This is a genomic window from Halomicrobium zhouii (genome assembly GCF_900114435.1).
GTDB classification, from domain to species: Archaea; Halobacteriota; Halobacteria; order Halobacteriales; family Haloarculaceae; genus Halomicrobium; species Halomicrobium zhouii.
Genome location: NZ_FOZK01000002.1, coordinates 1,123,814 through 1,149,305 on the forward strand (window position 1 = coordinate 1,123,814; position 25,492 = coordinate 1,149,305).

Below are 25,492 nucleotides of genomic sequence, written 5' to 3' on the forward strand. Positions count from 1 at the left end.
GGTCGCTCGCCGGACGGCGAGCGACACGCGTCCTGACCGCCCTGCAACCGCCCGGCCGGGAGGCCGTCTCGTCGGCCGACCAGGGGAAGGGCAGGGCTGCGGTGCGGTGCGGGCCTCGGAGGACTGAAAGGGCGAGGCGCGCTCCGGGAACCCCGGACCGATAAGCACGCGAGGAACGAGCGCGCGCAGTCGGTCCGCGGGACTGGAGCCCGCCGAGGGCTTTCTCGGTGTTGGCGGTGCCGTTTCTTCCAGCACCAACTCAGAAGAACCACCCACTCAGTTCACATACGGACATCCCAGAGGCCGGGAGCGCGTCTCCGAGCAAACGCGAAAGAGGCGACCGAATCGCGGGATCCACCCGTTAGAAGACGAAGCGTTCGAAGAGGCGGCGCAGGATCGTCGACCGCTTGGCGCCCTGTGGGTGGACCTGGATGGCCGTGCAGTCGACGGCGTCGACGATGCGGTCGGCGGGGCGGCCGAACAGGCTGCCGGTGATCCGGCCGCCGTCGGTGCCGATGACCAGCAGGTCTGCCGGGTCGATGGCCGAGACGATGTCGCGGGCTGGGTCATCGGAGTCGACGATTTCCCGGTGGACGGGGACCGAACACAGTTCCTCGAGTTCGGCGAGGTACTCGGTGATGGTCTCGCGCTGGGCGTCGGTCGCAGTGCCCTCGATGGGGTAGAGCAGGTCGATGCGTGACCCGGTCTCGGTCGCCAGGGCGCTCGCGACGGCGATCCGCTCGGGGTCGAACGGGCCGTTGTCGGTGACGACGGTGATCGTGTGTATGCGGTCGAGGTCCCGGTCCTCGACGAGGAGGACGTCACACGGCGCGTTGCGGGTGATCCACTCGATGCCGGTGCCGAACACGGACGCGTAGAGGGGGTCGTCCCGGCGTGCCAGGAGCAGGAAGTCCGGGTCCTCGTGGTCGGCGAAGTTGACGATGGCTCGCTCGGCGTCGTGGCTGACGATCTCGCCGTAGCGGATCGGGACGTCGAACTCCGCAGTGAGTTCCTCCGTCTGGCGTTCGAACTTGACGTCGGCGGGCGACTGCGTCTCGGAGGCGTGTTCGAGCGTGGCCTGGTCGGGAACCTCGTCGAACTGGACGACGGTGACCGAGCCGTCGTTCTTGCGGGCGACGTCGGCCGCGATCCGGAGGAGTGACCGTTCACGTTCCTCGCTCGTGTGCTCGGTGATGGCCACCAGTACCTCGTAGCCCGTGACGTCGTCGAAGGCCGACTTCGTCCGCTCGACGGCCTTGCGGCCGACGCTCCGGCGGACCACGTCCGTCGCGGCGCCCTCGCGGTCGACCTTCTCGCGGGCGTAGACGGCGTACCAGAGGATCGAGCCGACGGTGATGACCAGGGCTCCGAGGAGCGGGATGGTTCCCATGAACCCGATGAGCAGGAAGCCACCGAGGATGCCGGCGATCTGGGTCCACGGGTACAGCGGCGACTCGAAGGAAGGATCGTAGTCGCCGACAGCGCCCTCGCGGAAGGCGATGACGGCGCCGTTGACGAGCGCGAACACGACGATCTGGAAGGCGCTGGCGAGCTTGGCGATCTCGGCGATGGGGACGAAGGCGATGAGGATCAGCATCACGGCGCCGGTGAGGGTAATCGCTCGCACCGGTGTTCCGTACTTCTCGTGGATCTCCGTCAGCGACGGGGGCGCCAGGTCGTCGCGGGCCATCGCGAACGGGTAGCGCGACGAGGAGAGGATACCCGCGTTGGCGGTGCTGACGAGGGCCAGCACCGCAGCGGCGATGATGGCGTACACCCCCACTGACGCCAGCGACGCCTCGGCGGCGTGTATCATCGGGACGTCGGAGTCGCTGAGCAGGTCCGGCGTGGTGACGCCGACCATCACGACGACGATGAGGACGTACAGCAGCGTGGTGAACGTCAGCGATCCGAGGATGCCGAGCGGGATGTTCCGGTCGGGATTCTCCACTTCCTCGGCGACGCTGGCTATCTTCGTCACCCCCGCGTAGGAGACGAAGACGAGGCCGGTCGCCGCCAGGAGGCCGCCCGACCCCTCGTCGAAGAAGCCGCCGTAGTAGGCCGGCGTCGTATCGGGCAATCCGCCGATAACGAACCACAGCAGCGCGGCGAGCATCACGGCGACGATGCCGACCTGCAATCGACCGGTCTGCTTGGCGCCCAGCATGTTGACGACGATGAGGACCGCCGCGAGCCCGAGGGCGACGGGTTTCTGGGGGAGGTCGAACAGGTACAGCATGTAGGGGACGCCGCCGACGAGCGCGAGTGCGCCCTTGAACGACAGGGAGAACCAGGTGCCGACGCCGGCGATGGTGCCCAGCAGCGGCCCCATCCCGCGCTCGATGTAGATGTAGGTCCCGCCGGCCTCCGGCATCGCCGTCGCCATCTCCGACTTCGAGAGGGCGGCTGGGAGCACGAGCACGCCGGCCAGCAGGTACGCGAGGATGACTGCCGGCCCGGCCGTCTCCAGCGCGAGGCCCGGGAGGATGAAGATGCCGCTCCCGACCATCGCACCGATGCTTATCGCTATCACCGCGAACAACCCGAGGTCTCGTTCTAGTTCCTTTGGCATGTCAGTAGTCGTCGACTGGCAGCAGTCTCGTCGATACGTCGCAGCGGGCCTCCGTCGGAACGTCGCGGGGCCGATTCGGTGAGCTGTCCGTCACGTTATCTGTAGAGACGAAATCATTTCAGTGTTCGATCGGTCCACACCACCGTCGGTCATCGGTTGGATAGCTAGGTATCCCTCCCGCATCCCGATAAAGAGCCCGATTGAATTGCGGATGCGTGAATATATAGACTATATTTTGTGGGGTCGTCCGAAAGTAGTGGCCGAACCCGGTGTCTCTCCGACGTCCGATGCCGGTCGCAGCGAACGACGGAGTTCGACCGACGCGAGTCAGACGTCGACGTCGAACTCGTGGAACTGGTGTTCGTACTCGTTACGGATGAGGTCCTCGTCGACGACTTCGAGGCCCAGCGCGTCCAGATCCTGGCCGATGCGGCTGAGGTCGTCACCGTCGGTGCCGATGGCCTCGACGTGGACGTTCTCCGTTCCCGTCGTTATCTCGCGGACGGCGACGACGCCCGGTACCTCCAGCGCGTCCCGTGCGAGTTCTTCGCGCTCGGGTATCGGGGCGGTACAGACGATGAGCGTCCGGAGCTGGTAGCCCGCCTTCTCGTAGTTCACTTCGGGCCGATAGCCCATCAGAATGCCTGCGTCCTCCAGTTTTCGGATCCGGTTCCGGACGGTGCTCGCCGAGACGCCGACGTTCCCGGCGACGTCGCTGGCCGAGGTCTTCCGGGCGTCACACTGCAACGCGTGGATAATCCGCTTGTCGAGGGGGTCGAGCGGCTCGTCGTTCATACCCTGGCTCTGGCGTGACGGACAGTAGGCCTTTTCCCTGTGGGCACCGGCCGTCGGCGACCGAAAAGACGGTTTTTAAGGCCGGTCCTCCAGAACGGGCACGTATGGACGACCGCACCTACACGGCCGACGCCGAGCCGGGCGACACGGTCACTGTCGCCGGCTGGGTCCACGAGGTACGGGACCTCGGTGGCATCGCCTTCCTGATTTTGCGAGACACCACGGGCAAGATCCAGGTCAAGTTCGAGAAAGACGAGATGGCCGACGAGCTCGTGGAGACGGGGCTGAACGTCCAGCGCGAGTCGGTCATCTCGGTCACCGGCGACGTCGAGGAGGAGCCCCGCGCCCCGACCGGTGTCGAGATTACGCCCGACTCCGTCGACGTCGTCTCCGAGGCCGACCCCGAACTCCCGCTCGACCCCTCCGGGAAGGTCGACGCCGAACTCTCGACGCGGCTCGACAACCGCACGCTCGACCTGCGAAAGGACGAGACGAAGGCGATCTTCGAGATCCGCGCCGAAGTGCTCCGTGCCGTCCGCGAGCAGTTCCGCGAGATCGGTTGCACAGAGATCAACACGCCGAAGATCGTCGCCACGGGGACCGAGGGCGGCACCGAGCTGTTCCCGATCACCTACTTCGGCCGCGAGGCGTTCATGAACCAGAGCCCGCAGCTGTTCAAGCAGCTGATGGTCGGCTCCGGCCTGGAGCGAGTGTTCGAGATCGGTCCGATCTTCCGCGCCGAGGAACACAACACGCCGCGGCACCTCAACGAGGCAACCAGCATCGACTTCGAGTCGGCCTTCGCCGACCACGAGGACGCCATGGACGCCTGCGAGTCCGTCGTCCGCGCCGCCTACGAGGCCGTCGAGGCGAACTGCCAGGACCAGCTCGAAGCGCTGGACCTGGCCGACGAGTTCGAGGCGCCCGCCGACAGCTTCCCCCGGCTCACCTACGAGGAGGCCATCGAGCGCATCAACGCCACGGGCGAACTCGACGAACCGCTCGTCTGGGGCGACGACCTCCCCACCGAGGGCGAGCACGCGCTCGGCCAGGACGTCGGCGAGCACTACTTCATCACCGACTGGCCCAGCGAGATCAAGCCCTTCTACATCATGGACAAGGACGACGACGTCTCCACCGGCTTCGACATGATGCACCCGACGATGGAACTGGTCTCGGGTGGGCAGCGCGAACACCGCTACGACCAGCTCGTCGCTGGCTTCGAACAGCAGGGCCTCGACCCCGAGGCCTTCGACTACTACACCCGAATGTTCAAGTACGGCATGCCGCCCCACGCCGGCTGGGGGCTGGGCGGCGAGCGCCTCGTCATGACGATGCTCGGGCTCGGTAACATCCGCGAAGCGGTTCTCTTCCCGCGAGACAGGCAGCGTCTGTCGCCCTAGACGAACCGTTCCGCGACCGCTTTTCAGCGCAGTCTGCGAGTCCAGCCCCTGCTCAGAACAGTCCACTCAGCGTCGCCGACGAGAGCCAGAACGCGACCAGCTGGCCACCGCCGACCATCGCAACCCCGAGGAGACCTGCGCCGTAGACCCGTCGCCGGAGTTGCGACGCCGCCGCGTCGAGGTCGCCGCGGATCAGGACGGCGTCGCCCTCGGAGCCGTCGCCGACGGTGTAGTCGGCGTGGGTCCCGAGCAGGTCGTCCGGTGGCGCCTCGTCGACGACCACCTGCCCGGGCTCGTCGCCCTGCCGGGGCGTCCCGACGACGGTGACGTGCTCGTCGGCGGGGACGAACTGCTCGACGAAGGTGAGCGACTTCTCCCGGTCGTCGGGGTCCGGTAGCGCCTCGTGGTCCCGGAGGAACGCCCCATCCGTCCGGCCGGGGAGGTCCTCGTCCGGATCGACAGTCCGGTGTAACTCGGCGTCGGTGAACGCCCGGGCCCGTCCGGCCTCGACGCGGACCGCGCCGCCGCCGAGCGTGAACGGGACGTGCTCGACGCCGCTCGCGATGGCGCTCCACGTCTTCCGGAACCCGATCCGTCGCCGCCGCTGGACCACCCACTCCGTGTGGACGGCGGGAACGCCGGAGAACGGAGTCCTCGCGTCGGTCTCGCTCTCGACGGATGGCACGCCAGAGACCGCCACGAGTTCGTCGCTCGCGCCCGGTGGGACAGCGTCCGGTCCGTATCGCGTCGCCCGAGCGAGGAGGCGGTGTTCGTCGAGCGAACTGGCCGCGACGGCGACCAGGTAGAACCCCCCGCCGGCCACGGCCGACCCGACCATCCACAGTTCTCCTTCTCCCGCATCCGCGCCGCCCAGGAGCGGCAGGAACATCCACAGGACCGCGACCGCGAACAGTCCGATGCCCTTCGTGCGGTCGAGTTCGACCTGCCGCGACAGGTGGTCGACGACCGCCGGTTCGAACCGCGGAATCGCGAACCCGATGACAATAACTATCCCCACCATCCCTGCGTACGAAACCACGCCCATGGCCGTTCAAGAGAGCAATCCACCAAAAGTCTATCCGCCACGGCAGGCTTCCTCGTCCCCGTTTCCGGCCGCTCCTGATCAGTCGGCCACTTCACCGACGGCGCGCTCGCGCAACTCGCCGGTCATGTGCAACCCGTGTTTGTCCGTTCGCCGGATGATCCGCTTGGCCGCCGCCGAGGAGAGGTACTTGTCCTCGATGGCCGCCCGTGCCACGACGCCGTAGCTGCTGGTGACCGTCGCGCCCAGGCCGTGGGCCAGTGCCCGGAGGTGGGTGTCCTCGGAGAGGACGGCGACGGCGGTCCGGTCGTCGCCGTCGCGGTGGGCCAGCACGCCCGCCAGGACGGCGGCCTCGTGGGTCTCCTCGTCGGTGTCGAGCATCGACGTCGCGCGTTCGAGTGCCTTCGAGGGGACCGCCGTCGAGACGTCCTCGTCTTCGAGGAACTCCGCGACGCCCGTCCGCGCGGGTTCTGAATCGACCTCCGCCTGAACAGCGTCGGGGATGACGAGTCGCCCGTCGAGGTGGGTGAGCAGCGGCAGCTCGCCGATCTGGCCCAGCGAGTGGAGCACCGTGGGCCCCACGTAGATGCGCGTCATAGCTCGGTGGCTTCTTCGACATCGCGCTCGACGTCCTCCGGCGAGAGGTGGGACGTGAGGTGCGTGTCGTGGGCGTAGGCCAGCCACTCGGCCACCGAGCAGTCGGCGATGCGGGCCGCCTCGGCGATGGAGACGTCGTTCGACTGGTAGCGCTCGGCGGCCACGCGGAATCGCATAGTCTCCAGTCCCTCCCTGAGCGCCTTCCTGATCGTCGTACTGCGGTCCTCCGCGAGCAACTCCGCGACCTCGTCGAGGTCGGCTTTCTCCGCTCGTGGCAACCGGGCGCTGATAGTCGGCATGTGTACGCTTTCACACACCGTCCGACATAAATCCGTAGGGTGACCTGGACGCCCGGTAGAGGGTTTATCTGGTCGGCGAACCAACAGGAACCACCGATGGAACTCGACCCCGAGGCACTCGACACGGCGGAGGAGCGCGGCCAGTACTTGCTCGCGAAGGAGTTGCTGACGTTCATCGAGGAGTACGACGACGAGGTCGAGCGGGGCGTTCACGTCGAACGGCTGGAGGCCTACGCGGACGCGCTCGACGAACGGGGCGTCCAGTCGGTCGACGCCGAGCAGATGGACGAACTCCTCGAGGCCGACCGAACGGACGCGGAGACCTGGGTCGATTCGGACGCCATCTACGACGTCGGCGACGGGTTCAGCGCGTTCCCGGCGCGGTGGCACGACGAGCTACGGGGGGAGGAGGACGTCCTGCGGTTCGTCGACGCGATCGACGCCGACCTGGCGGGCGGCGAGAAGGAGACAGCGACGGGGGCCACCGGCGACGGCGTCCCCCAGGACCTCCTGCTGGACGCGGTGAGCGCGCTCGGGCCCTATAGCCGCGACGGCGCGAAGTCGGAAGTCGAACGAATCCGCGAGGAGGGGTACGTCGAAGAACTCGCCGACCAGCACCCGCAGGCGCGGATCCGTCCGACCCACGAGTGACGACCGGGCCTCGCTTCCTGGCGGCGTAACTGCCAAGGATTTTACCGCGGCCACACCGACTGGTGGCCAATGACCGACGTTGCGACGGCGTTCGTGCCCGGCCACGTCACCGGCTTCTTCACCACCGAGCGGGACGACGACCCGACGAAGGCGGGCTCCCGCGGCGGTGGCATCGCTCTGGACGACGGCGTCGAAGTGACGGTCCGGCCCGCCGACGAGACCGCGATTTCGCTCGACGGCGTCGACCTGGAGATGGGCGCGGTCGAGCGAGTGCTCGACGCGCTGGAGGCGACGGCGACCGTCAGCGGGGAGACCGACCTCCCGCTGGGGGCCGGATTCGGCGTCTCCGGCGCGATGGCGCTCGGCACCGCCCTCGCCACGAGCGAGGCCTTCGACCGACCACTCTCCGAGAACGAACTCGTCACGATCGCCCACGGTGCCGAGGTTCAGGCCGGGACCGGGCTCGGCGACGTGGTAGGACAGGCTCGGGGTGGGATGCCCCTCCGCCTGGAACCCGGCGGGCCACAGCACAACTACATCGACGCTATCCCCGAACGCACGCGCGTGGAGTACTACGTCATCGACGAACTCTCGACGGAAGACGTCCTCTCCGGCGACACCCACACGCTCTCGACCGCCGGGCAGCGTGCCCTCTCCCGGGTCGTCGGCGAACCCACCCTGTCGAGTTTCATGCGCGCCTCGCGCCAGTTCGCCCGCGAGGCCGAACTGCTCACGCCCGACGTCCGCGAGGTCGTGATGGACGTGGCCGACGCCGGCGGCGAGGCGTCGATGGCGATGCTCGGCGAGACGGTGTTCGCCCCCGGCAGGGGGCTGACCGACGCCGGCTACGACGCCCAGGTGACGAGCGTCCATCCGGGTGGGGCGACGCTGCTGGAGTGAATTGACGGGATGGTAGACGAGCGGAGTGCTCTCCGCCCCATCCGTGGACTCGTGCTTGCGAGCAGGCGACGCTTCCCGACCGCGAAGCGGGGCGTCGCGCTCCCGCGGACCGCTTCGCGGCGACTCGTCAGGGCATCGGCGGGCCTGGCCCTCCGATCCGGTATAAAGCTGTGTACCGACCAGGACCTCCGGTCCTCGTCCGAGGCGATGCCTTTTCTACAGTCGACGGTGAGCTAATTCTATGACCGACGTCGACGTCCCCGAGAGCCACCCCCGGTACGAGTCCCTCCTCACACGCCATCGCATCGAGGCGGGCGTGGAGAAGGGGATCACCTCGAAGCAGGGTCTCATCGCGCAAGGGCGTGGCGAGGCCTACGACTACCTGCTCGGCGAGCGGACCATCCCGACCGCCGACGCCGCTGCCCGGGCCGCAGCCGCGCATCTCCTCCGGGCCGACCACGCCGTCCTCTCGATCAACGGCAACGTCGCCGCGCTCGTCCCGGGCGAGATGGTCGAACTGGCCGAGGCGACCGGCGCGGACCTCGAAGTGAACCTGTTCAACCGGACTGAAGCGCGGATGGAAGCCATCGCCGACCACCTCCGCGAGCACGGCGCCGAGGACGTCAAAGGACTCACCGCTGACGGACGCATCTCCGGCCTCGACCACGAGCGGGCGAAGGTCGACGCCGACGGCATCGGCGACGCCGACGTCGTCCTCGTCCCGCTGGAGGACGGCGACCGCGCCGAGGCGCTCGCCGAGATGGGCAAGACCGAACTCGTCGTCGACCTGAACCCCCTCTCCCGGTCGGCCCAGACGGCGACGGTCCCCATCGTGGACAACATCATCCGGGCGATTCCGAACGTGACCGAGCACGCCCGCGACCTGGAAGGCGACCCCGAAGCCCAGCAGCAAGCCATCGACGAGTTCGACGCCGAGGCGGCGCTCGACGCCGCCGAGCGGGCCATCCGCGGAGGTGACATCGAATGAGCCTCCCGACGTACGTCTACGCGGACCGGCGGGTGCCCGACGAGGACCGCGTCCGGGAGAGCCTCGAGTCGGAGACCCTCACGAAGTTCGGCGACGACGAACGGCTCGAACGGCTCCACCGCGTGTTCTACCCGGCGTTCCGCGTCGAGTACCAGTACGAAACCGGGAAGGGGAAGCTGTTCGGGACGGAGACGAAGCGGGCCGTCGCCCTGCTCGACGGCCTTTGGGACGACAACGACCGCGCGCTCTCCCAGTACGCCGACGGGACCGACGATCTCGTCCGTCGCGCGACGAACGACTACGACTTCGGCGCCGACGTCCCCGGCCTCGGCCGGTCCGTCCTCCTCCAGTTCCAGGTGACCAACGACCGGGCGGAGTCGCTACTGCACAGCCGCGTCACGGAGTATCGCGAACACGACCGCGACGGCCGTGCGGAGACGGCGAACGTCTTCCTGCGGAAGCTCCGGGAGGCCTACGGGCTACCGGGCGACTTCGACCCCGACGGGTTCGAGGAAGTCCTCGGTATCGATCGGATCTACCTCCCGTTCTGGCTCGCCGAGTTCCACTCGCCCCACAGCGACGACGTCGTGATGGTGAGCTTCCGGGACCCAGCAGAGTCGGTCGACGAGATGCGCCGCGACGCCTGGCTCTCGGAGTACGTCAGCGAGGACCCTCGCCGGCTCGCGACCTACGGCTACGAAGTCGACAGGGACCGGCTCGAACGGAACATCCGTGAGCGAACGAACCAGGACGGGCAGGACGGGCAGGACGGCGAACGGACCGGTTCGCCGGGCGAGGAACGGCGGACGGAAGCGACGAACCGGCGGGAGGACGACGGCGCCCCGACGATCAACCGGGAGTCGCCCGACCCCGTCGAGGAGCGCGAGGTGGTCCAGCCCGACGGCGTCGAGCTGCAGGCCGACCAGCTGGTCGAGCTCGACCCGGACCGGAGCTTCGCCGACGTCGGCGGGATGGCAGGGCTGAAGCAGACGCTCAACCACAAGGTCGTCCGGCCGCTCGAGGACCCCGAGGCGTTCGAGGAGTACGGCATCGGCGTCGTCAACGGCGTCCTCCTGCACGGCCCGCCGGGCTGCGGGAAGACCTACGTCGCGGGCGCGCTAGCCGGCGAGGTCGACCACGCGTTCGTCGAGGTGTCGCCCGCCGACGTGACGAGCAAGTACATGGGCGAGCCCGCACAGAAAGTCCAGGAGCTGTTCGCCGTCGCCCGCGCGAACGCGCCCTGTATCCTCTTCATCGACGAGATCGACGGCATCGCCGGCTCTCGCGACGGGGACAGCAACATGAACTCCAGCGAGCAACAGCTCGTCAATCAGCTGCTGACCGAGCTAGAGGGCATCGCCGACGAGGACGTCGTGGTCGTCGGCGCCACGAACCTCGTCGAGGACGTCGACGGCGCCATCCGCCGGTCCGGTCGCTTCGACGAGCGCGTCGAGGTGCCCCATCCCGGCGCCGCGGCCCGCCGCGAGATACTCAAGATCCACCTCGCCGGCCGCCCGACCGCCGCGGACCTGGACCTCGAACCGACCGTCGAGGAGACGGCCGGCTTCGCCGCGAGCGACCTGGAACTGCTCGCCGAGGACGCCGCCCGGCAGGCGCTCCGCGAGGACGCGCCTATCGGCACCGACCACCTCCGCTCGGCCGCCGAGGAGGCAGAGACGAGCATCGCCGAGTGGGTCGACCCCGCGGCGGTCGCCGAGGACGGCGTCGTCCAGCCCGACGGCGTCGACCTGCAGGCAAGTTCCCTCGTCGACGCCGACCCCGACCGGACGTTCGCGGACGTCGGCGGAATGGGCGAGCTAAAGGACCGCCTCGAAGAGACCGTCCTCGACCCGCTGGAAAACGCCGACGAGTACGAGGAGTACGGCATCGACGTACTCTCGGGGCTGCTCCTCTACGGCCCGCCGGGCTGCGGGAAGACGTACCTCGCAGGCGCACTCGCCGGCGAACTCGACCACAGCTTCGTCGAGGTGTCGCCCGCAGACGTGACGAGCAAGTGGATGGGCGAACCCGCCCAGAACGTCGCCGACCTGTTCGAGGTCGCGCGGGCGAACGCCCCCTGTGTGCTGTTCATCGACGAGATCGACGGCATCGCCGGCTCGCGCCGCGGCGGGATGAACACGAGCGAACAGCAACTGGTCAATCAGTTGCTGACCGAACTCGAGGGCGCGGCCGCGGACGACGTCGTCGTCGTGGGCGCGACGAACTTCGTCGACGACGTCGACACCGCGCTGCGGCGCTCGGGACGGTTCGACGAACGCGTCGAGGTGCCACCGCCGGACGCCGACGCCCGCCGCGAGATACTCCGGATCCACCTCCGGGACCGCCCGGTCGCCGAGGACGTCGACTGGGACCCGGTAATCGAACCGACCGAGGGGTACGCGGCGAGCGACCTCGAACTGCTCGCGGAGGACGCCGCCCGCCACGCGCTCAGAGACGACTCGCCCGTCGCGCAGGAACACCTCGAGATCGCCGTCTGGGAGACCCACTCCAGCATCGCCGACTGGGGCGGCCGCGACCGGTACCAGGACGCAGAGGGAACGACCGATCTGGGTTTCTCGGGGTAACTCTCTTCGTATCACTGCTGCCAGCGTCGATTGCGCGTGGTGAGCTGACTGGTTGCTCGTACGTACGCTGTTCTCCTGACTGGTGCTGACAGGCCCGTCGTCCGCTGGTTAGCAGCCGAGCGACCGGCACCTGGTTCTTCCCCGACATCGGGTGTATCACCGCTCTCGTGGTTCGAACGCCTGTTTCTTTCCGACGCCTGGCCAGAATCCAGCATCGCTCCGTCGCCCGGACAGAACACAGACATCACTCCGGCGCCCGGCCAAACGGAAGGACTATGGTTTCGGCGGTGGTACCACTGGGTGGTATGACTGAGTTCGATCAGTTTAGCGACGTCGGCGAAGCGGAGGTAACGCGCGCCATCGGGCAGGAGTGGACCGAGGAGTTCATGGACTTCTCGGACTCGGACGTCATCATCGTCGGTGGCGGCCCCTCCGGGCTGATGGCGGCCAAGGAACTCTCGGAACGGGGCGTCCAGACGATGGTCGTCGAGAAGAACAACTACCTCGGCGGCGGGTTCTGGCTCGGCGGGTTCCTGATGAACAAGGTGACCGTCCGCTCGCCCGCCCAGGAAGTCCTCGAGGACCTGGACGTCGACTACAAGCAGTCCCAGGACAGCGAGGGCCTGTTCGTGGCCAACGGCCCGGAGGCCTGTTCCGGCCTCATCAAGGCCGCGTGCGACGCCGGGGCCAAGATGCAGAACATGACGGAGTTCACCGACATCGTCATCCGCGAGGACCACCGCGTCGGCGGCATCGTCATGAACTGGACGCCGGTCCACGCGCTGCCCCGGGAGATCACCTGCGTCGACCCCATCGCCGTCGAGGCGGACCTGGTCATCGACGCCACCGGCCACGACGCGATGGCCGTCAAGAAACTCGACGAGCGCGGCGTCCTGAACGCGCCCGGCATCGAGGACTCGAAGACCAACGCCGGCATGGACCAGACCGGCGACGACTCCTACGGCGCCCCCGGTCACGACTCGCCCGGCCACGACTCGATGTGGGTCGGCGAGTCCGAGGACGCCGTCGTCGAACACACCGGCCTCGCCCACGACGGCCTCGTCGTCACCGGCATGGCCACCGCGACGACCTACGGCCTTCCCCGGATGGGCCCCACCTTCGGCGCCATGCTCGTCTCCGGCAAGCGCGCCGCCCAGGTCGCCCTCGACGAACTCGACGTCGACGCTCCCGACGTCGAACTGACCTCTCGCGACGTCGCGACGCCCGCCGACGACTAGCTTCCAGACCGACGGAAGTCGCCTCTGACATCTTCTTCCGTTTCTGCCCGTCCCGAGCGGCGGCGCCGTTTCGTTCCCGCCGGCCCGGATAGAATGTATTACGGGGCTGCACGGAGAGAACCGTCTATGCTTCGGGAGGCAGGGTGGTACTCGTCCGCGATCGAATCGGGTGATCCCGCGTTGGTGGGGGCGGCGCTCCGGGCCGTCCGCATGACCTGGCCGAGCGACCGGGCCCGTCTCGTCGAGGAGAACGTCGACTGGTGCCGGGAACGCTACGGCGACGGCGACCCGTGCCAGCGTCGGGCTGTCGTCCGGTTCCTGCGGGAACTCGCCCGGGCGACGGCGGGTCTCGACAGGGCGGACCGGCCGCGGCCGCGGTCGGCCGCCGACACGTGGTGGGTCGTCGAAGAGATCCTCCTGGCGGCAGTTCGGGACGACGACCCGTCGGTCCGGCGGACGGCCGTCCGCGCGGCGGCGGCCCTGGCGGCGGCCTACGAGCGTTCGCTCGACGACCGGTCGATCGAGCGTCTCACCGGCCGCCTCAACACGCTGGCGACGGCCGATAGCGACGGCGACACCGCAGTTGCGGTCCTCGCGGCATTGCGGACTATCCGCGAGGAAACCGGCCGCGACGTCGCGACCGACGGACTCGCCTGTCCCCGGTGTGGCGACCACGTCGAGCGATACGAACTTCAGGGGAGCCAGTCGCTGTCCTGTGTCGGCTGTGGCTACATGGGCGTCCCCGTCGCGAGCCCGGACGAGCCGACGACGCGGGAGACCTGGCCCGAGGCCGTCCAGCGATTCCGTGAGCGAGCGGCGGCGGACTAGCGTCGGCACCGGACGACAGGCGATCCGGACCGCCAGTGCGGTGCCTGCGACTCAGAGTTTGAAGTCGTTCTCGTCGTCCTGCTCCTCCTCCGTCTGGAACTCCTCGGGTGACCGGCCGGCCGCGTCGACGACTTCGTCGGAGACGATGAGCGGGCAGTCTACCCGCAACGAGATGGCGATGCCGTCGGAGGGTCGGGCGTCGAACACCATCTCCTTGCGTCGGTCGTCGAGGTACTGTTCGGTGTCTATCTTCGCGTAGAAGGTGCCGTCGGCGAGGTCGTCGATCCGGACGCGGTCGATGGCCGCGCCGAACTCGGCGACCATCTCCACCATGAGGTCGTGGGTGAGCGGCCGCTCGAAGGGCTCGCCGTCGATCGCCAGTTGCATCGACTGGGCCTGGTCGGTGCTGACGAAGATGGGGACGACCTCGTCGCGCGCACGCAGGAGGACGACCGGTGCGCCCGACCCCTCGTCGCCCACCCCGATGCCGACGCCCTCGACGGTGGCCTCGTGTTCCATGTCAGTTGATTGGGAGTCGGGGTATGAAAAGCCTCGGCGTTTCGGAGGATCACGAACTGGGAACTGTCGAGATACCTCGGACAGCAACGGCTTGAAAGCCCCGAGCGTCTGAACTCGGGGAACTCGCTGTCGTTCGAAAGACGCGGAGCGTCTTTCGTGATGACGAGAGAGCGAAGCTCTCTCGAACCACGCTTCTCGGCTTCGCCCGCGGTGCTTACTTCGTTCGCCGTCGTTCAGACGCTCGCCCCTTTCAGTCCTACCCGGCGTCAGTTGGTCGGCGTGGCGACTACCCTGGAACGCTGAATGGTGGCCGACCCGTTTACGGTCCCCCGCACGAAACGGGAAGTCAGTGAGCGAGGCGAACGAGAAGAGCGATGCGGAGGACGACGACGCGGCCCACGACGGCTACGTGGTCGCGGTCAAGCCCTCGGCGCGGAAGTCCAACGCCGCGGTCGGACGGTGGGTCAACCGGAACGGCTCGACGCGGCGGTTCCCGTCGAAGGGCCACGCTCGCGAGTGGGCGCGCGACTGCGCCGGTCCGGGCGCCTTCGTCTGGATACAGGACGCCGTGCCGTGGGACGACGGCGAGACCGACGGCTATCTGGTCGGGGGATCCCGGTGGCCCACTCCGACGGAGACGCCACCCGGCGACCAGGCCACGCTGGAGGACCAGTAGGACCGAACCGGGCCGGCGGTCGGCGACGGTCCAGCGACGTGGTCGTTTCTAAAGGTACACAAGGCCGGGCGCAGAAGGAATCGCCATGAGCGACATCGACGTGGAGGCGGTCGAGGACATCGACGCGCCGGAGGGTGTCGAGGCGCCGGACTACGTGCTCTACGGGGGGAAAGGCGGCGTGGGCAAGACGACGATGGCCGCGGCGACGGCGCTGGCCAGCGCCCGCGACGGGACGGCGACGCTGGTCGTCTCGACAGACCCGGCCCACTCGCTGTCGGACACGCTGGAGACCGACGTGCCCGGCGAACCGACGCGGGTCCGCGATGACGTTCCCCTGTACGCCGCCGAAATCGACCCCGAGGCCGCGATGGACGAGGGCCCGTTCGGGATGGGCGGCGACATGGGTGGACTCGAACAGCTACTCGGTGGCGGTGGCCCGATGGGCGGTGAGGCCGGTCCGTTCGGCGGCGGCGACGACTCCGCCGCTGACGACGGGCCCCTCGGCGAGGACGCCAACCCGCTCAGTTCGATGCCGGGGTCCGACGAGGCCGCGGCCATCCGCCTCCTGCTGGAGTACATGGACGACCCCCGATTCGACCGCGTCGTGATCGACACCGCGCCGACGGGCCACACCCTCCGCCTGCTCGAACTTCCAGAGGCGATGGACTCCATGCTCGGGAAGATCCTGACCCTGCGCGAGCGCCTCTCGGGGATGCTCGACGGCCTCGGCGGGCTGTTCGGCGGCGGCGACGGGCCAGATACGGAGGAACAGATGCAGGACCTGGAGGAAGTACGCGAACAGATAGAGAAGCTCCGGGCCGTCCTCCGGGACCCGAACAAGACCGACTTCCGCATCGTACTGGTCCCCGAGGAACTCTCCGTCGTGGAGTCCGAGCGCCTCCTCTCCCGGCTGGAGGGGTTCGGCGTCCCCGTCGGCACCATCGTGGTGAATCGCGTGATGCAGGACCTCTCGGACGTCGTCGACGCCGACGTCGCCGATGCCTACGTGGGCCCGAACCTCGACGACTGTGAGTTCTGCGCCCGGCGGTGGCAGGTCCAGCAAGGGGCGCTCCAGCGCTCCCAGGACCTGTTCCGCGGCCACGACGTCAAGCGCGTGCCGCTACTGGCCGAGGAGGTCCGCGGTGAGAAACTGCTGCGCGTGGTCGCGGCCTGTCTGGACTGACCGCTCAGGCGCGTTGATACACGTCCCGTGTCCGCTCGTACTCGAGTTCGGTCGAGACGGCTGCGGCGACGTCTTCTCCCCACTCGCGCTCAACGAGCCACAGCGCCAGGTCGATGCCGGCGGTGACGCCGCCGCACGTCAACACGTCGCCGTCGTCGACGACGCGGGCGTCCACGACGGTCGCCTCTCCCTCACGGAGCTCGGCGAGTGCGCCGCCGTGGGTGACTGCTGGTCGACCGTCGAGCAGCCCCGCCCTGTCTAGGAGCATCCCGCCGGTACAGACCGACGTGACGGTCGTCCCCCGTTCGTGGCACGCGGCGATGCGGTCCGGCAGGACGCCACGCTCCGCCTCGGCCCAGGCGCCGGTCTCCGCACGGCTGTTCCACCCGCCGCCGGGGACGACGAGGTAGTCTGGTGCGTCCGCCACGGCGAGCACGCCGTCCGGTTCCACGCGGAGCCCCTTGCTCGCCGTGACCAGGTCGGCATCGTCGACGGCGAGCAGTTCGACGGCTATCGGGGCCCCTTCGCGGGCGGCGGTCTGGAGCACGTCGTAGGGGCCGACGGCGTCGAGTTCCTCGAACCCCGCGAAGACGACGACGCCGACGGTCGATTCTGCACGCATAGCCACACAGACGAAAGGCGCCGGCAAAGGGCTGCTGAATCGGGCTATTCCAGCACGAGCACGCGCAGGTCGTTGACGTTCGTCCCGGTCGGCCCGGTCCGAATCGTCGCGTCGCGCTCGTCGAGATAGCCCCCGGCGTCGTTGCGCGCCAGCGCGCCGCGGGCAGCGGCCCGGTCGTCGACCGTCGACGCGTCCACGATCGCGCCGGCCACCTCGGAGAACCCGTCGACGCCGTCGGTGTCGACGCAGGCCAGCACGGCCTCGGCTGGGAGTTCGAGGGCGGCGGCGAGCGCGAACTCCTGGTTGGGTCCGCCGGAGCCGTCGCCCTCGACGGTGACCGTGCACTCGCCGCCGGAGAGGACAACGGCGGGCGGTTCGACCGGATCGCCCCTCGACAGCGCTTCCTCCGCTATCGCGACGTGGGTGAGCGCGGCGTCGCTGGCCTCGCCGCGGACCGTCGAGGAGAGCACGAGCGGTCGGTAGTCGGCCTCGCGAGCGACTTCGCGGGCGGCGTCGATAGCGGTCCGCCCGCTTGCCAGGACGTAGTTCTCGACACGGTCGAACGCGGGGTCGTCGACGGCGGCGGTCTCGGGGAAGTCGCCGGCGTCGCCGTGTTCGAGGTGGAGCCGGACGTCCGGCGCCTCGACGTCGTACCGGTCGAGGACGGCCAGGGCGTCGGCGTAGGTCGACGCGTCCGGCGCCGTCGGGCCGCTGGCGACGACCGACAGGTCGTTCCCGACGACGTCGCTGAAGACGAGGCCGGCCACCGTCGCGGGGGCGGCCGTCGTCGCCAGCTGGCCACCCTTGATGCGCGAGCAGTGCTTGCGAACGGCGTTTATCTCGTCGATGGTGGCGCCGCATTCGAGCAGAAGTTCGGTGACCGTCCGGAGCGACGAGAGCCCGACGCCGGAGACGGGCGCGGGCAGGAGCGCGCTGGCGCCGCCGGTGATGACGGCGAGGACGAGGGTTCCCTCGTCGGCCGCGGCAGCGGCATCGAGAACCTGGCGAGCGCCTTCCAGGCCCCGTTCGCTGGGAACCGGGTGGTCGCCGACGACGACGTCGACGCCACCGGTCCTGGCGTCGGTGTCGGTCGCGCCTGCCGGCAGTTCGTCGGTGACGACGACGCCACCGCTGAGCCGGTCCCCGAGGACGGCTTCGAGCGCGGCGGCCACGCCGGTCCCGGCCTTGCCGCCACCGAGGACGACGACGTCGTCGAACCTCGTCAGGTCGTACTCGCCGTCGGCGACCCGCAGGACGTCGCCGTCGAGGGAGACGTGGTCTCGGAGCACCCGTTCGGGCGTCGCCGCCTCGATGCCGGCCTCCACGCACTCCAGCGCGAGGTCGTGGGCCGGCGTTCGCGCGAGGGAGGACCGCTCCTCTATCATACCAGCTTCTGCAGGAGCCGGAAGGCGAAGTCGCGGTACGTGCCGGGCAGGAACCTGGTCATGAGCGCGATCTTCGCGAACTCGCCGACGGGGTACCGGGGCTCGGGATCCGAGGCGTAGGCCGCGTCGCGGATCGTGAGGGCGACCGCCCGGGGCGGAATCGACAGCGTCCCGCCGCCGCCCACCAGCGACGCGTCGTCGTACATCTCGTAGAGCCAGTCGTACTCGGGCGTGTGGTCGACGTCTTCGAGTTCAGTCTCGAACCGGTCGTCGAAGCCGGTGTCGACCGGGCCGGGCTCGACCACCACGACGTCGACGCCGAAGCCGTCCACTTCCGCCCGGAGTGAATCGCTCATCGCCTCGAGGGCGAACTTCGACCCGCTGTAGGCGCCGTTGCCTGGCGTCGCGATGCGTCCGGAGACGCTGGAGACGTTGACGATGGTCCCGTCGCCGCGCTCGCGCATGTGCGGGAGCGCCTCGCGGACCAGCCGGTGGGGGCCGTAGACGTTGACGTCGAACTGGGCGTGGAGCTCCTCGACGGAGACGTCCTCCAGCGGGCCGAACTGGCCGTAGCCGGCGTTGTTGACCAGGCAGTCGATGCGGCCGTCGGTGTCGAGGACTCGATCGACGACGCGCTCGCAGTCGCGCGCGTTCGTCACGTCGAGTTCGGCCGTCTGGCACCCCTTGTCGGCCAGGTTGGCGACGTCGTCTTCGTCGCGCGCCGTCGCCCAGACGGACCACTCTTCGTCCAGGAACGCCAGCGCCGTCGCGCGACCGATCCCCGAGGAACAACCCGTAATCAGCACGGTCTTCGCCATACGCGGTGTGACGAAGCCCTGTCAGTTAAGGCTAGTAGATGCGCCGACTGATAGATCCGGATCGGGTTCGTTCTCCGGGATCCGTGGGCGTTACCCAGTCGCTCGCACTTACTCCCGGAGCTCGGCCTTCGCCTCGTCGGCATAGGAGTCTGCCAGCCGGGTCGGCTCGGGAAGCTTGTACCCCGCACAGCACCCCTCGACGACGTCGGCGGCCGTCGCTGCGCTGAAGCGGTGGCCCGGGCTGACGTACAGCGGGTTGACGTAGCGGTCTGCGTTCGCGTACTGGCGCGTCTGGAGCGCGTAGCCGATGACCGTCCCCGGGTCGGCCGTCTCGACCTTCGCGTCGGCCTCGATGGGGATACGCGTCCCCACCGCGAACTTCTCGTCCAGCGACCGCGCCGGCGTGCCACAGAGCAGGCTCTTGGCGACGCCGACCGCCGGCAGGTCGAACAGGAGGCCGACGTGGGTCGCCAGCCCGGCCTCGCGGAAGTGGATCCGGCCGCTGCCGTCGACCAGCGCGAGGTCGGGCTCGGATTCGAGGGCCTCGAATGCCGCGACGATGGCACCGCCTTCCCGGAAACTGAGCAGGCCCGGAATGTAGGGAATCTCCGTGTCGACGACCGCCGACACTCGCTCGACCACCTCGTCGCCGCACGAGACGACGACGGCCGACACGGCCCGGTCGTCGACGAACGCCTGGTCGACGCCGGCGACGAGCGGCGGTTCGGCTGAAGCGTCCGCGGACTCGGTCGACTCACCGAGTCGCTGCTGGTCGGCGTCGTCCTCGCAGACGAGTGCGGCGTCGAACGAGAAGTCGTCGAGAAAGGTCGCCTGGTCGGCGATGTCGCGCTGGAGGGCCTCCATCTCCTCGCGAGAGAGCGCGGGGTCGGGGAGGAACTCGGGGCGGACGACCTCCATCGCTCAGAACCGACCGCGGCCGGGCCCCCCAGGACCACCCGGTCCGCCGGGGCCGCGACCGCCGCCGCCGAACTGGAGTTGCTGTGGGACCCGTTGTTGGCCCTTCATCTTGACTCCGTAGAGCAGACCGATGATCAGGCCGGCGAGATGGCCCATGTTGGCGACGTTCCCGGTCAGGATGCTCGGTCCCGTTCCGAAGATGCCGCCGACGCTCAGCGCGAAGTAGCCGATGGTGATGACCCAGATCGGGACCGGGATCAGGAACCAGATGTAGACGCGGAGACTCGGGTTCAGGACGCTGAGGAAGGCCATGATAGCCAGGCCGGCACCGCTGGCCCCGAGAACTCCGTAGGGGGACCCCTGGAGCAGATTCAGCGCTATCTGCGAGAGTCCGGCGAGTGCACCTGAGACGATGAAGAGGGCAGTGAAGCGCTTCGAACCGAGGTACCGTTCGACGATCCGGCCGAAGAAGAAGATGATGATGCTGTTACCACCGATGTGCCAGAAGCCGCCCAGCGAGTGCGAGAAGATCGACGTGAACCAGGTCCAGACGTACTCGGGATGTTGTGGTGTCAGGACGAAAAGGGCCCTGTAAACGTCGGCTCCGGCGGTGAACGCGACAATATGCTGTAGCAGGAACGTGACCCACATCAGCCCGAGGAACACGTAGGTCATGTTCCCGCGGAAGTATCCGAACAGTCCACCGGGGCCGGTGTTCAGCGACAGCCGGTCGGCGAGCCCGCCCGACCCGCCGCGGTCCTCGACGCTGTCGTCGAACCCGCTGTCGAACACCCCGCCAGGATCGTTCCACTGGTCCAGCCCGGGACAGTCGTGCGCCTCGGGAAGCCGGTGTTCGGCGCAGAAGGTCCCGCCGCAGTGGTGACACTGGTACGGCATGTTCTCACTCTGGCCGCACACGTCGCAACTCGACATTGATGGGGGTTTAGCGAGGCCGGTGCAAAGGGATTGTGCTTCGACGGATCCAGCGGCGCCAACCTGGAGTGTGTAGGTCTCCGTGGAAGGGGATTCCCGTTCAGGTCCTGCGGTTTTCTGGTCCGGCTCCTGTTTTCGGCTGGTGGTCTTGTTCTCGGTCGTGTCCGCTTAGCTGGTGGTTAGCAAAGTGTCTGTAGTGAGCGACCAGGCGGATTCAAGACAGTGACGGAGTAGGAGACGACAACAACTCGGAAGCCCTCGGTACGCTCGACTCGCGCAGCAAGCCCCGGGATCCTCGTGAGCGAAGCGAACGAGGGCTCGAAAGACGAGCAAAGCGAGTCTTTCGGTGCCGGAGCACGCCGAGGGCTTTCGACGTCTTGCTGTTAGTGTTCGTTTCGACAGCTCGATCGTGAACCAACAGAGCGAATCACACCCCTCATGTACGACCGGACCGCCAAACCGAAAGATCATACAATCACGATTTCGAGGCGAGCGAAGCGAGTAAGGCCCCCCGAACCCAAGGAATCGCCAATGAAGGACTTCGAGCGCAAGCAGCTGCTCGAACGCCTGGACCGGGAGGGCGCGACCGTAGGGGCGTCAATCCCCGAGGAGATCGAGGTCCAGGGCGAGGACCTCGACCTGCAGTCGTTCGTCTTCGAGATCAAGCGACGGGACACGATTCCCAAGGGCGAACGGGACCGCGTGGAGACGGCGAAGAAGAACCTCCGACGGGAACGGTTGCAGCGGCGCCAGCTGATCGAGGACGGCGAGATCAGCTTCGAGGAGGGCGAACAGCTGGTCGAGGACGTCGTCGGGATCGACCGGGCGCTGAACGCGCTCGAACAGCTCGGACCGGCCAACATCGAGGGCGAGGCGCAGGCTCAGGAGATGGCCGACCGAAAGCGCTGGATGAAGTTCCTGAAGCAGGCGCTGGGTCACGAGGCGGCCGATTCGGGCACCGGACGAGCGAGCAGGGGCCGATGAGCCGGAGCGAGGAACGAACGATGACGGAGAGAGACAGACAATGAGCAGAAACGCCGAAATCGCCAGTCGACTCGAAGAGTTCGCCGACCTGCTGGAGGCGAAGGGCGTCGAGTACAAGCCGCGGGCCTACCGCCGGGCGGCAGAGAACGTCCGGGAGTACCCCGGCGCCATCGAGACCCTCGCGGCGGAGGGAGAGGACGCGCTCGACGACATCGAGGGCGTAGGCGACGCCATCGCGTCGAAGGTCGTCGAGTACTTCGAAACCGGAGAGATCGAGGAGCTGAACGACCTCCGGGACGAGTACCCGATGGACATCGCCGCCATCACGAGCGTCGAGGGCGTCGGGCCAAAGACCGCGGGCACGCTGTACGAGGAACTCGACGTCCGGACGCTGGACGACCTGGAGACGGTCGCCGAGGCCGGGGAGATCCAGGAGGTCTCGGGCTTCGGCGCCAAGACCGAGCAGAACATCCTCGACAACATCGAGTTCGCCCGCCAGACCCAGGAGCGCCAGTTGCTGGGGACGGCGCGTCCCTACGGCGAGAGCGTCGTGCACTTCCTCGAAGACGTCCCCGCCGTGGACGACGTCGCCCTCGGCGGGTCGCTCCGGCGCTGGAAGGCGACCATCGGCGACGTCGACGTGCTCGTCGGGAGCGAGGACGGCGAAGCAGTCGTCGAGGCCTTCACCGACTGGCCGGAGGCAGATTCGCTCATCGAGGCCGGCGAGACCAAGGCGAGCGTCCGCGCGGGCGGCGTCCGCGTCGACCTGCGCGTCGTCGTCCCCGTGGAGTTCGGTAGCGCACTGCAGTATTTCACCGGGAGCAAGGAGCACAACGTCGCCGTCCGGAACATCGCCATCGACGCCGGCCTGAAGATGAACGAGTACGGGATGTTCGACGTGAGCGACCTCGACCGCGACGAGGCAGAGGCCGACCAGCGGGCCGGTGAACGCGTCGCGGGCGACACCGAGGAGTCGATGTACGACGCGCTGGACATGCCCTTGATCCCACCGGAGATGCGGGAGAACCGCGGCGAAATCCAGGCGGCCGTCGACGGCGACCTCCCGGACCTGATCGAAGAGGGCGACGTCCGCGGGGACCTGCACACCCACACGGAGTGGTCCGACGGCGCGAACACTATCGCCGACCACGTCCAGGCCGCCGCGGACTTCGGCCACGACTACGTGGGAATCACCGACCACGCAACCGGTCCGGGGATGGTCGGCGGCGTCGGTCTCGACGACGAGGAACTCCGGGAGCAACTGAGCGAGATCAGGGCCGTCGCCGACGACGCCGCAATCGACGTGTTTGCGGGCGTCGAGGCGAACATCGACGCCGACGGGAACGTCTCCGTCGGCGACGACCTGCTCGCGGACCTGGACTGCGTCGTCGCCTCGCCCCACTCCGGGCTGGACGGCGACGGCACCGAGCGGCTCGTCGCCGCGGCCGAACACCCCGCCGTCGATATCATCGGCCACCCGTCGGGGCGGATGTTGAACCAGCGCGCTGGCCTCGACGTCGACGTCGAACGACTGGCGACGGCCGCCGCCGACCACGGCACAGCGCTCGAAATCAACGCCAATCCCTCGCGCCTTGACCTCTGGGGCGGGGCGGTCAAGACCGCCATCGAGGCGGGCGCGACCATCGCCATCGATACCGACGCCCACTCGCCGCCGGAGTTCGCCAACGTCCGCTACGGCGTCCACACCGCTCGCCGCGGCTGGGCCGAGGCCGCCGACGTGCTCAACGCCCGCGACGCCGACGGCGTCCGCGAGTTCCTCCACGACTGACCCGGGGCCGCTTCTTCCATGCCGGACCGCCTGCTCCTCGATACGATGTGCGGCAAGCTCGCAACCTACCTGCGAATGTGCGGGTACGACGCCGCGTACGCGCTGGACGCGGGCGAGGGGGAATCGATCGATAGTCGCGACGCCCCCGACGACGACGAGTTACTCGCCCGGGCCGACGCCGAGGACAGGACTATCCTCACGCGTGACCGTCGGCTCGCCGACCGGGCCGCCGACGCGGTACTGCTGACTGAGAGAGACGTCGCGGACCAGCTTCGGGAACTCGCCGACGTCGGGTTCAATCTCGACCTGCCGGACGAACCGTCGCGTTGTGGCAACTGCAACAGCACCCTCGAACCGGTGGACGCCACCGAGTCGACGCCGGAACACGCCCCCGACCCGGCCGAGACAGACGTCTGGCGCTGCGTCGACTGTGGTCAGTGCTTCTGGCAGGGCAGCCACTGGGATGACGTGGCCGAGACGTTGGCGGGCTTGTGAATTGGCCTCTGGAAATCACCACGGCGAGCCGTTTCTCGCTGAACTGTCGGTAAGAGTCCTCCCCGCCGTCCGAGGCGCGGCTGTGAGGAACGACCGACTCCGCTACGTCGACACCCGCTCTGCGATCTCGACGGCGCGCTCCGTCGACCCATCGACGATCACCACGGTTGTGACGTCGTCCTCGGTCCAGAAGACGGCGGAGCGGTCGCCGAAGTCCGTCACGGACGCGTTCTGCCCGGCGACCTGGACGGTCGAGGCGTTCGCCGCCTCCCCGCGGAAGCGGTCACTCGTGGTGGAGACGACGGTCACGTTCTCACCGTCGAGGTCGTAGCGCTGGGAGACGACGGTCTCGCCCTGCTGGACGGTGACCGTCGCCTCGGAGAAGGTACCTCCATCGAGGCTCGGGAGGTCGATGTCCGTGGCATTCTGGGCCGCTCCGAAATCGTCGTAGCGGTCGAACGACCACGCAGTCAGCCGGTCCTCGGGCGGCTGGAAGGTGCTCTCGTCGATGCTGACGTCGAAGAACGTCTCCGTGACGTCGACGGTCGTCGTGTTCGTCCCGTCGGTGGTTTCGGCCCTCAGGACGCGGTAGTCTTCCTGGGCGACCCAGAGCGTCGTGGCGGCGTCGGTGTCGTCATCGCTGGTAGGCCGGAGTTCGAGTTCGTATGCGGGGACGCCGTCGACCTCGGTGGTGCCGGCCAGGGTCGCGGAGACGTTGTCCAGCCCGTTCCCATCAGTCGGGACCGTCCACGCCAGCGCGTCGTCGTCACCGGGACCCAGACGCTGGTCGGACGGTGGCGCGCTGTCCGCGTCCCAGACGAACGCGCCTGCGGGTCCGACCGTCCACGTGACCGACCCGTTCGTCCCGGACCGGTACGTCTCGTCGCCGCGCTCGACGACGAGTCGCGAACTCTCCGGGTCGGCGACGGCGAAGGAGACGTTCGCCGTGGTCGTCTCAGACGCGTTGGTCGTGGTGAGGACCGCACGCCCGGCGATGGTGTCCGCACTCTCGTATCGCTGCTCGACGCGGTCGATGATCTCGTCGCCCGTCGGCTGCTGGCGCTGGTCGACGGCGCCGACGGCGCCTGTCGCGCCGGTCCCGATGCTACCGACGACCACGACCGCCAGGAGCAGGACGGCTGTTGTCCGAACGCTGTGGTGGCGTCGTTCCATCGGGTGATATTGGCTCGCGGCTGGAAAGTGGATTCTCGCCAGTTACGTGCCACTCGCCCTCGCCAATTCTGATACGGCTCGGCCGCGACGGATCGACCG

General features: G+C 68.4%; 24 protein-coding genes. 12 read left to right on the forward strand and 12 right to left on the reverse strand.

Features of this window, described 5'->3' with window-relative positions; genetic code table 11:
• Nucleotides 1-361 precede the first annotated feature (361 nt).
• Entirely contained in the window at nucleotides 362-2,572 is a 2,211-nt protein-coding gene (locus BM337_RS12720; protein ID WP_089816967.1) for an amino acid permease, read from the reverse strand.
• Nucleotides 2,573-2,899: 327 nt separating this feature from the next.
• Entirely contained in the window at nucleotides 2,900-3,367 is a 468-nt protein-coding gene (locus BM337_RS12725) for an Lrp/AsnC family transcriptional regulator (protein ID WP_089816968.1), read from the reverse strand.
• A 104-nt stretch (nucleotides 3,368-3,471) separates the two neighbouring features.
• Here BM337_RS12725 and aspS point away from each other — a divergent pair, with 104 nt between their 5' ends.
• Nucleotides 3,472-4,770, forward strand: coding sequence for an aspartate--tRNA(Asn) ligase (gene aspS, locus BM337_RS12730; RefSeq protein WP_089816969.1), 1,299 nt, complete (start codon nucleotides 3,472-3,474; stop codon nucleotides 4,768-4,770).
• A gap of 52 nt (nucleotides 4,771-4,822) precedes the next feature.
• Here the strand turns inward: aspS and BM337_RS12735 are convergent, their stop codons facing one another.
• From BM337_RS12735 to BM337_RS12745, 3 genes are all read right to left on the reverse strand, one after another.
• On the reverse strand, nucleotides 4,823-5,815 hold the full coding sequence (locus tag BM337_RS12735) for a hypothetical protein (RefSeq protein WP_089816970.1): 993 nt from the start codon (nucleotides 5,813-5,815) through the stop codon (nucleotides 4,823-4,825).
• A gap of 78 nt (nucleotides 5,816-5,893) precedes the next feature.
• Nucleotides 5,894-6,409: a PIN domain-containing protein gene (locus BM337_RS12740; RefSeq protein ID WP_089816971.1), complete on the reverse strand. Its 516-nt coding sequence runs from the start codon at nucleotides 6,407-6,409 to the stop codon at nucleotides 5,894-5,896.
• On the reverse strand, nucleotides 6,406-6,708 hold the full coding sequence (locus BM337_RS12745; protein ID WP_089816972.1) for a UPF0175 family protein: 303 nt from the start codon (nucleotides 6,706-6,708) through the stop codon (nucleotides 6,406-6,408). The genes BM337_RS12740 and BM337_RS12745 overlap by 4 nt, the downstream gene beginning before the upstream one ends.
• Nucleotides 6,709-6,804: 96 nt before the next feature.
• On the opposite strand from BM337_RS12745, the gene BM337_RS12750 reads away from it, so the two are divergent.
• The 6 genes from BM337_RS12750 to BM337_RS12780 all read left to right on the forward strand — a co-directional run bounded on the left by BM337_RS12750 (nucleotide 6,805) and on the right by BM337_RS12780 (nucleotide 13,898).
• A complete protein-coding gene (locus BM337_RS12750) occupies nucleotides 6,805-7,359 on the forward strand; it encodes a hypothetical protein (RefSeq protein WP_089816973.1) in 555 nt (184 codons plus the stop codon).
• Nucleotides 7,360-7,428: 69 nt separating this feature from the next.
• Nucleotides 7,429-8,259 carry a pantoate kinase gene (locus tag BM337_RS12755; RefSeq protein ID WP_089816974.1) on the forward strand — a complete coding sequence of 277 codons (831 nt, stop codon included), beginning with the start codon at nucleotides 7,429-7,431 and terminating at the stop codon, nucleotides 8,257-8,259.
• Nucleotides 8,260-8,500: 241 nt separating this feature from the next.
• Entirely contained in the window at nucleotides 8,501-9,247 is a 747-nt protein-coding gene (locus BM337_RS12765) for a 4-phosphopantoate--beta-alanine ligase (RefSeq protein WP_089816976.1), read from the forward strand.
• Nucleotides 9,244-11,832, forward strand: a complete 2,589-nt coding sequence (locus BM337_RS12770) for an AAA family ATPase (protein WP_089816977.1) — start codon at nucleotides 9,244-9,246, stop codon at nucleotides 11,830-11,832. The genes BM337_RS12765 and BM337_RS12770 overlap by 4 nt, the downstream gene beginning before the upstream one ends.
• 305 nt (nucleotides 11,833-12,137) lie before the next feature.
• Nucleotides 12,138-13,070, forward strand: coding sequence for a sulfide-dependent adenosine diphosphate thiazole synthase (locus tag BM337_RS12775; RefSeq protein ID WP_089816978.1), 933 nt, complete (start codon nucleotides 12,138-12,140; stop codon nucleotides 13,068-13,070).
• 126 nt (nucleotides 13,071-13,196) lie between these two features.
• Nucleotides 13,197-13,898: a hypothetical protein gene (locus tag BM337_RS12780; protein WP_089816979.1), complete on the forward strand. Its 702-nt coding sequence runs from the start codon at nucleotides 13,197-13,199 to the stop codon at nucleotides 13,896-13,898.
• Nucleotides 13,899-13,949: 51 nt separating this feature from the next.
• Here BM337_RS12780 and BM337_RS12785 read toward each other — a convergent pair whose 3' ends face one another.
• The gene (locus BM337_RS12785) at nucleotides 13,950-14,417 is read right to left on the reverse strand and encodes a bifunctional nuclease family protein (RefSeq protein ID WP_089816980.1); all 468 of its coding nucleotides are present in this window, start codon (nucleotides 14,415-14,417) and stop codon (nucleotides 13,950-13,952) included.
• 349 nt (nucleotides 14,418-14,766) lie between these two features.
• Between BM337_RS12785 and BM337_RS12790 the strand changes: the two genes are divergently transcribed.
• Nucleotides 14,767-15,093 (forward strand): DUF8081 domain-containing protein, encoded by a 327-nt coding sequence (locus BM337_RS12790; RefSeq protein ID WP_089816981.1) that lies wholly within the window; start codon nucleotides 14,767-14,769, stop codon nucleotides 15,091-15,093.
• A gap of 85 nt (nucleotides 15,094-15,178) precedes the next feature.
• A complete protein-coding gene (locus BM337_RS12795; protein WP_089816982.1) occupies nucleotides 15,179-16,276 on the forward strand; it encodes an ArsA family ATPase in 1,098 nt (365 codons plus the stop codon).
• A 4-nt stretch (nucleotides 16,277-16,280) separates the two neighbouring features.
• On the opposite strand, the gene BM337_RS12800 is transcribed toward BM337_RS12795, so the two are convergent.
• From BM337_RS12800 to BM337_RS12820, 5 genes are all read right to left on the reverse strand, one after another.
• Complete coding sequence (locus tag BM337_RS12800; protein WP_089816983.1) at nucleotides 16,281-16,898, reverse strand: DJ-1/PfpI family protein; 618 nt, start codon at nucleotides 16,896-16,898, stop codon at nucleotides 16,281-16,283.
• A 44-nt stretch (nucleotides 16,899-16,942) separates the two neighbouring features.
• The gene (locus BM337_RS12805; RefSeq protein WP_089816984.1) at nucleotides 16,943-18,283 is read right to left on the reverse strand and encodes a glycerate kinase type-2 family protein; all 1,341 of its coding nucleotides are present in this window, start codon (nucleotides 18,281-18,283) and stop codon (nucleotides 16,943-16,945) included.
• Nucleotides 18,280-19,101: an SDR family oxidoreductase gene (locus BM337_RS12810; RefSeq protein ID WP_089816985.1), complete on the reverse strand. Its 822-nt coding sequence runs from the start codon at nucleotides 19,099-19,101 to the stop codon at nucleotides 18,280-18,282. The genes BM337_RS12805 and BM337_RS12810 overlap by 4 nt, the downstream gene beginning before the upstream one ends.
• Before the next feature lie 108 nt (nucleotides 19,102-19,209).
• Nucleotides 19,210-20,019, reverse strand: a complete 810-nt coding sequence (locus BM337_RS12815; RefSeq protein ID WP_089816986.1) for an endonuclease V — start codon at nucleotides 20,017-20,019, stop codon at nucleotides 19,210-19,212.
• 3 nt (nucleotides 20,020-20,022) lie between these two features.
• Nucleotides 20,023-20,952, reverse strand: a complete 930-nt coding sequence (locus tag BM337_RS12820; RefSeq protein WP_089816987.1) for a rhomboid family intramembrane serine protease — start codon at nucleotides 20,950-20,952, stop codon at nucleotides 20,023-20,025.
• A gap of 531 nt (nucleotides 20,953-21,483) precedes the next feature.
• On the opposite strand from BM337_RS12820, the gene BM337_RS12825 reads away from it, so the two are divergent.
• From BM337_RS12825 to BM337_RS12835, 3 genes are read left to right on the forward strand one after another with little or no spacing between them, the layout of a single operon-like run.
• Nucleotides 21,484-21,936 carry a DUF5788 family protein gene (locus tag BM337_RS12825; protein WP_089816988.1) on the forward strand — a complete coding sequence of 151 codons (453 nt, stop codon included), beginning with the start codon at nucleotides 21,484-21,486 and terminating at the stop codon, nucleotides 21,934-21,936.
• Nucleotides 21,937-21,976: 40 nt separating this feature from the next.
• Nucleotides 21,977-23,725 (forward strand): DNA polymerase/3'-5' exonuclease PolX, encoded by a 1,749-nt coding sequence (gene polX, locus BM337_RS12830; protein WP_089816989.1) that lies wholly within the window; start codon nucleotides 21,977-21,979, stop codon nucleotides 23,723-23,725.
• 18 nt (nucleotides 23,726-23,743) lie between these two features.
• Entirely contained in the window at nucleotides 23,744-24,220 is a 477-nt protein-coding gene (locus tag BM337_RS12835; RefSeq protein ID WP_089816990.1) for a Mut7-C RNAse domain-containing protein, read from the forward strand.
• Nucleotides 24,221-24,322: 102 nt separating this feature from the next.
• Here BM337_RS12835 and BM337_RS12840 read toward each other — a convergent pair whose 3' ends face one another.
• Nucleotides 24,323-25,393 (reverse strand): hypothetical protein, encoded by a 1,071-nt coding sequence (locus BM337_RS12840; protein WP_089816991.1) that lies wholly within the window; start codon nucleotides 25,391-25,393, stop codon nucleotides 24,323-24,325.
• Nucleotides 25,394-25,492: the final 99 nt, after the last annotated feature.

Coding starts and splice junctions, on each gene's coding strand:
- BM337_RS12820 (WP_089816987.1), bottom strand. CDS start 20,952: ATGTCGAGTTGCGACGTGTGCGGCCAGAGTGAGAACATGCCGTACCAG.
- BM337_RS12770 (WP_089816977.1), top strand. CDS start 9,244: ATGAGCCTCCCGACGTACGTCTACGCGGACCGGCGGGTGCCCGACGAG.
- BM337_RS12745 (WP_089816972.1), bottom strand. CDS start 6,708: ATGCCGACTATCAGCGCCCGGTTGCCACGAGCGGAGAAAGCCGACCTC.
- BM337_RS12785 (WP_089816980.1), bottom strand. CDS start 14,417: ATGGAACACGAGGCCACCGTCGAGGGCGTCGGCATCGGGGTGGGCGAC.
- BM337_RS12740 (WP_089816971.1), bottom strand. CDS start 6,409: ATGACGCGCATCTACGTGGGGCCCACGGTGCTCCACTCGCTGGGCCAG.
- BM337_RS12815 (WP_089816986.1), bottom strand. CDS start 20,019: ATGGAGGTCGTCCGCCCCGAGTTCCTCCCCGACCCCGCGCTCTCTCGC.
- BM337_RS12725 (WP_089816968.1), bottom strand. CDS start 3,367: ATGAACGACGAGCCGCTCGACCCCCTCGACAAGCGGATTATCCACGCG.
- BM337_RS12750 (WP_089816973.1), top strand. CDS start 6,805: ATGGAACTCGACCCCGAGGCACTCGACACGGCGGAGGAGCGCGGCCAG.
- BM337_RS12780 (WP_089816979.1), top strand. CDS start 13,197: ATGCTTCGGGAGGCAGGGTGGTACTCGTCCGCGATCGAATCGGGTGAT.
- BM337_RS12835 (WP_089816990.1), top strand. CDS start 23,744: ATGCCGGACCGCCTGCTCCTCGATACGATGTGCGGCAAGCTCGCAACC.
- BM337_RS12810 (WP_089816985.1), bottom strand. CDS start 19,101: ATGGCGAAGACCGTGCTGATTACGGGTTGTTCCTCGGGGATCGGTCGC.
- BM337_RS12765 (WP_089816976.1), top strand. CDS start 8,501: ATGACCGACGTCGACGTCCCCGAGAGCCACCCCCGGTACGAGTCCCTC.
- aspS (WP_089816969.1), top strand. CDS start 3,472: ATGGACGACCGCACCTACACGGCCGACGCCGAGCCGGGCGACACGGTC.
- BM337_RS12755 (WP_089816974.1), top strand. CDS start 7,429: ATGACCGACGTTGCGACGGCGTTCGTGCCCGGCCACGTCACCGGCTTC.
- BM337_RS12800 (WP_089816983.1), bottom strand. CDS start 16,898: ATGCGTGCAGAATCGACCGTCGGCGTCGTCGTCTTCGCGGGGTTCGAG.
- BM337_RS12775 (WP_089816978.1), top strand. CDS start 12,138: ATGACTGAGTTCGATCAGTTTAGCGACGTCGGCGAAGCGGAGGTAACG.
- BM337_RS12795 (WP_089816982.1), top strand. CDS start 15,179: ATGAGCGACATCGACGTGGAGGCGGTCGAGGACATCGACGCGCCGGAG.
- BM337_RS12805 (WP_089816984.1), bottom strand. CDS start 18,283: ATGATAGAGGAGCGGTCCTCCCTCGCGCGAACGCCGGCCCACGACCTC.
- BM337_RS12840 (WP_089816991.1), bottom strand. CDS start 25,393: ATGGAACGACGCCACCACAGCGTTCGGACAACAGCCGTCCTGCTCCTG.
- polX (WP_089816989.1), top strand. CDS start 21,977: ATGAGCAGAAACGCCGAAATCGCCAGTCGACTCGAAGAGTTCGCCGAC.
- BM337_RS12720 (WP_089816967.1), bottom strand. CDS start 2,572: ATGCCAAAGGAACTAGAACGAGACCTCGGGTTGTTCGCGGTGATAGCG.
- BM337_RS12735 (WP_089816970.1), bottom strand. CDS start 5,815: ATGGGCGTGGTTTCGTACGCAGGGATGGTGGGGATAGTTATTGTCATC.
- BM337_RS12825 (WP_089816988.1), top strand. CDS start 21,484: ATGAAGGACTTCGAGCGCAAGCAGCTGCTCGAACGCCTGGACCGGGAG.